Source organism: Candidatus Cloacimonadaceae bacterium, assembly GCA_030693415.1.
GTDB lineage: Bacteria > Cloacimonadota > Cloacimonadia > Cloacimonadales > Cloacimonadaceae > JAUYAR01.
In genome coordinates this window covers 1-4452 of sequence record JAUYAR010000138.1, presented here as the reverse complement: position 1 = coordinate 4452, position 4452 = coordinate 1, and the positions used below count along the sequence as shown (strand labels likewise).

Annotated in this window: 3 protein-coding genes; 2 read left to right on the top strand and 1 reads right to left on the bottom strand. The window is 49.7% G+C overall.

The genetic code is table 11. The annotated features are described in order from the left end of the window. Positions 1-139: 139 nt before the first annotated feature. Positions 140-307, bottom strand: a complete 168-nt coding sequence (locus tag Q8M98_08150; GenBank protein ID MDP3114733.1) for a hypothetical protein — start codon at positions 305-307, stop codon at positions 140-142. 164 nt (positions 308-471) lie between these two features. Between Q8M98_08150 and ovoA the strand changes: the two genes are divergently transcribed. Continuing rightward, positions 472-1884, top strand: a complete 1413-nt coding sequence (gene ovoA, locus Q8M98_08145) for a 5-histidylcysteine sulfoxide synthase (GenBank protein MDP3114732.1) — start codon at positions 472-474, stop codon at positions 1882-1884. A 2-nt stretch (positions 1885-1886) separates the two neighbouring features. Continuing rightward, positions 1887-3851 (top strand): choice-of-anchor J domain-containing protein, encoded by a 1965-nt coding sequence (locus Q8M98_08140; GenBank protein ID MDP3114731.1) that lies wholly within the window; start codon positions 1887-1889, stop codon positions 3849-3851. The last annotated feature ends 601 nt before the right edge of the window (positions 3852-4452 follow it).

The following is a 4452-nucleotide window of genomic DNA, read 5'->3' as shown; positions in this document are numbered from 1 at the left end:
CCCACCTCACGGTGACGCAGTTACCTTCGGCTACAGAGTTTTAACGGTGCTCTGAACAGGACTTTCACCTGTCTGATATGTATCGCTCACAGGCGCACGAATTACCGACGTCCCCGTCGGTTCATTTCCGCAGGATCGGTTACAGATTTGTGGTTCGGTTGCAGATTCGTGGAGGGTTTACGTGATTGGTGGAGGTGTCAGGTTCATCGCTGCTGTCGCCGACGGGGACGTCGGCGTTCCATGATGCGGCGTTCCATGTTATGGAATTACCGACGTTTCCGTCGATTCTTTTCCGCAGGATGGTCACTTTCCGCAGGACAGTTTACGAAATTGGCAGATGTGTCCCGTCCTAAAAAAGTTGACACCAATTCAACTGCTAAGGAGAAGAGAAAATGAAAGTTTGATTTTTGCGCTTGACAGCTTGATCGTCTTATTCAGCATTGTAAAAAAAAACATAGTCGAGGTGATTTGATGGATAGCTTAAAAGAAATCCGGACGCTTGTTCTGAACGAACCTGATCCGAATATTCTCCGCGAAAAGCTGCGGCACTATTTTCATCAGACCTTCAGCATCGACGAAAAGCTCTATGAGGCGCTCGCCGATGACACTGCCTATTATCTCCGTGCCGATTTGCTGAGGCATCCGTTGGTTTTCTATCTTGGGCACACGGCAGTCTTTTTTATCAATAAGCTGATCCTCAGCAAGGCGATCTCAGAGCGGATCAGTCCGGCATACGATTCCATGTTTGCCGTCGGTGTCGATGAAATGAGTTGGGACGACCTTGATGAAGCACATTACGATTGGCCATCGATACCTGAGGTGCGCGCTTACCGCGATCAAGTGCGAAGGTGCGTGGATAGATTGATCACGGAGCTGCCCCTGGACGAAAAAGGCATCACCTGGGACAGCCCCTGGTGGAGCATCGTGATGGGTATCGAGCACGAACGCATCCATCTGGAAACTTCCAGCGTGTTGATCCGCCAGCTTCCTCTGGATAAGGTGAAGCAGCTTGATTTCTGGGAGATATGCCAGAGCAGCGGGGATGCTCCTCTGAACGATCTTATCGCGGTTTCCGCAGGCAGAGTGGAAATTGGAAGAGACGACAGCGATTCTCTTTACGGTTGGGACAACGAATATGGCAAAGCGAGCTACGAGATCAAATCCTTCAAGGCTTCCCGCTTTCTCGTATCCAACTCAGAATTTCTCACTTTCATCCTGGAAGGCGGATACGACAAAGTAGAGTGCTGGTCTGAAGAGGGCTGGGCTTGGAGGAGCTTTCAACAGGCAAAAATGCCGCGTTTCTGGCACTTGGATGAAAACGGCGGATATTACTTGCGCACAATGGCAAGCGAGATTCCCATGCCCTGGGATTGGCCGGTGGAGGTCAACTATTTGGAAGCCAAGGCTTTCTGCAATTGGAAAGCCGCGCAAACCGGCAAGACAATCCGCCTGCTATCTGAAGAGGAATGGTATCATCTGCGCGACCTGCATGTCAAGACCGATCTGCATCTCTGGGACAAAGCACCGGGCAATATCAATCTGGAACACTACTGCTCTTCCTGTCCGGTGAACTGGTTTGCCTTCGGGGAATTCTATGATCTGATCGGCAACGTCTGGCAGTGGACGGAAACGCCGATCTACCCGCTACCGGGCTTTAAGGTCCATCCCATCTATACCGATTTCAGTATTCACACTTTCGATGGACGGCACAACCTGATCAAGGGCGGCTCTTGGATTTCCACCGGCAACGAAGCGCTACGCAATTCCCGCTATGCCTTCCGCCGCCATTTTTACCAGTGTGCAGGGTTTCGATATATCGAAAGCGAAGCGGAAGTGGAGCTACACGAAACTGGGTCAAATCAGCGTTTGACGATTGAGAAATAACCATGCGTATCCTGCTTTGTCTGGTCTTTGTTTTGTGCATCCCCTTGGGGGCGGAGATCGTTCAGATCGGCAGCGGCACGCTGATCAATCAATCTCTTCCATTGGAGGCTTTCAACCTTCACAGCTATTCGCAGCAGCTCTATCTGGCATCCGAGATCGGCTCCGGCGGGATGATCCATTCCATCTCCTTTCAGTATAGTATCGTGAGTACCGCCTTTTTTGAAGCCAACCGGGAGCTAATAATCTGGTTTGGGCACACCGAAAGAAGCTTCATCAATTCCTGGATCCCGCAGGATAGCCTTTTCATCGTCTATAACGGACAGCTCCAGATTGCGGATTTCTCGTCTCCACTTCCGGGACAAGGCTGGCTCACGATTGTTCTTCCTCAGGCTTTCAGCTATGACGGCACACGCAATCTGATCATCGCCGTGCATGAAAACAGTCCTGGATCTGCCAGTAATGCGGATGAATTCTATTGCAGCGGCAGTCCGCTCACACGTGGAATTGTCTGGCGCGGCAGCACGAACGTCGTCCCGGGAAACATCCCACCCACGGGAGTTTACCTGCGTCAGGCATTTCCCAATCTGCGGCTCAATATCAATATCGTCAATTTCACTCCCCATCAACCCCTGCCGGCAAATAACGCCTTCAATGTGCCCACGGACACTGGTTTTTCCTGGCAGAGCGATTGCGCATCCTTCGATCTGTGGTTTGGCAGCCATCCGGACAGCCTATCCTGCCTTGTGCAGAATCATCAGGGGCATTCCTGGAATCTGCCGGAGCCGCTGATGCTGCTGCGAAACTATTTCTGGAGAGTGGTCGGACACGCGGGTGGAGAGAGCTATCCCTCGCCTTTATGGAGTTTCACGACCGTGGGGGAAGCTCTTGGCGCGCCGCAAAACCTTTCCGCCTATTACAACGGTTCCCAAGTGCGGCTTTCCTGGTCTGCTCCCACTACCGGTACGGTGGTCAATTACCGCGTGCTGCGCAATGGAGTCCAGATCGGTGAAAGCACAAGCACGCTTTATTTTGACGCTGCCGTCACCGGGGGAAACACCTATCTCTATCAGGTGAAGGCGGTCAATCATCTCGGACAGGTCTCCGCGCCGTCAAACACCGCGTCCGTGACCATACCCTCCGAGATACCCAACCTCATTCTATCAGAAGGTTTTGAGCAGTGCGAGAGCTTTTCCGCGTCAATTCCCGGCTGGCAGAATCTCGATCTGGACGGATCCCTCACCTGGCAATGGGACAATATCGATTTCCCCAATGAGGGCTCAACGACAGGCTGGATCACTTTTTCCCCTTCGCAGACAGTGCCGCCGCTCACCTACTCTCCTCCTCACGGGGGTTTGCGAATGCTGATGGCGATGAGTGCTTTGAGCCCGCCCAACAACGATTGGTTGATCAGCAGAAGGCTCTATCTGGGAAACAATCCCATGCTCAAGTTCTGGGCGCGTTCCTATACTGCGGATTTTGGTTTGGAGCGGCTCAAGGTATTGATATCAACTTCCAGCCCCACCCCGCAGAGTTTCTCAACTCTCAATACCGGTGTCTATATCAGCGTTCCCACCCAATGGACGGAATATAGTTTCAATCTTTCCGCCTGGCAGAATCAAAGCGTTCATCTCGCCTGGCAAAGCGTCTCATGGGATGCCTTTGCTCTCTTTTTGGATGATATCCAGATCACCGGTGAAGGCGGCTATGTGTCTATCAGTGATGAGCTTGCGCCTTCCGTCCTGCCAAAGATATATCCCAATCCCAGCCGTGGCGGTTTCAGCATCAAACATCCGCAGCTCTTTGATCTGGCAATCTATGACCTGCGCGGACGGCTCATATTCAAATCCGCCAACCTGATGGATTTCAATAGCTTGGAACACGACATGAAGCTCTCAAGCGGCATCTATCCGGTATTGATCAGGAGTGGAAACACGAGCGCCATTCAAAAGCTCGTGATTCTCAAATGAAGTATCCAGAAATGTAGATATATTTATGGAAAAGAAAGTTCTTTCGATAATAAATTGTTGTTTACTAAGTAGATATAAGGCTTGGCTTAGATACGATGTGACTGTGTTTATCGGCAACTTTACTGGATAACTGAACTGCTGACATTTCGGGGGGTAAATCATAGTGTAGCAAGCAGTTGCCAAACTTACCTCTGTTATTGATATTGACTTTGCCACGCTAACCTCACTTTTTGCAATAGGCATTAGAAATTTCTTGGGCTAATACATAAGCTTGAGAGCTCATTTTCGTTATTCCAATGATAATCAAACAGTACCACAGAGGCTGATTATCACAGTAACCAAGCCGATATGAGGTACTATAAATCGCAGATTTATTCATTAATCTGCTCCTTGAATTTTGTCAACATGAATATCAGGTCGCTCCCTTGTGCAAAACGATTTCAAATTTCCAAAGCAACATTATAAAGAGTCACTTAAATCTGCAAATAGCGATCACTTGGACAAAATGGATAAGTTAATGAGAGAAAAGAATATCTGATCAGAGCTTGCAGAAAACCACTTGGACAAAATTTCATTAAACTTCATTGTTTTGATCACCAAA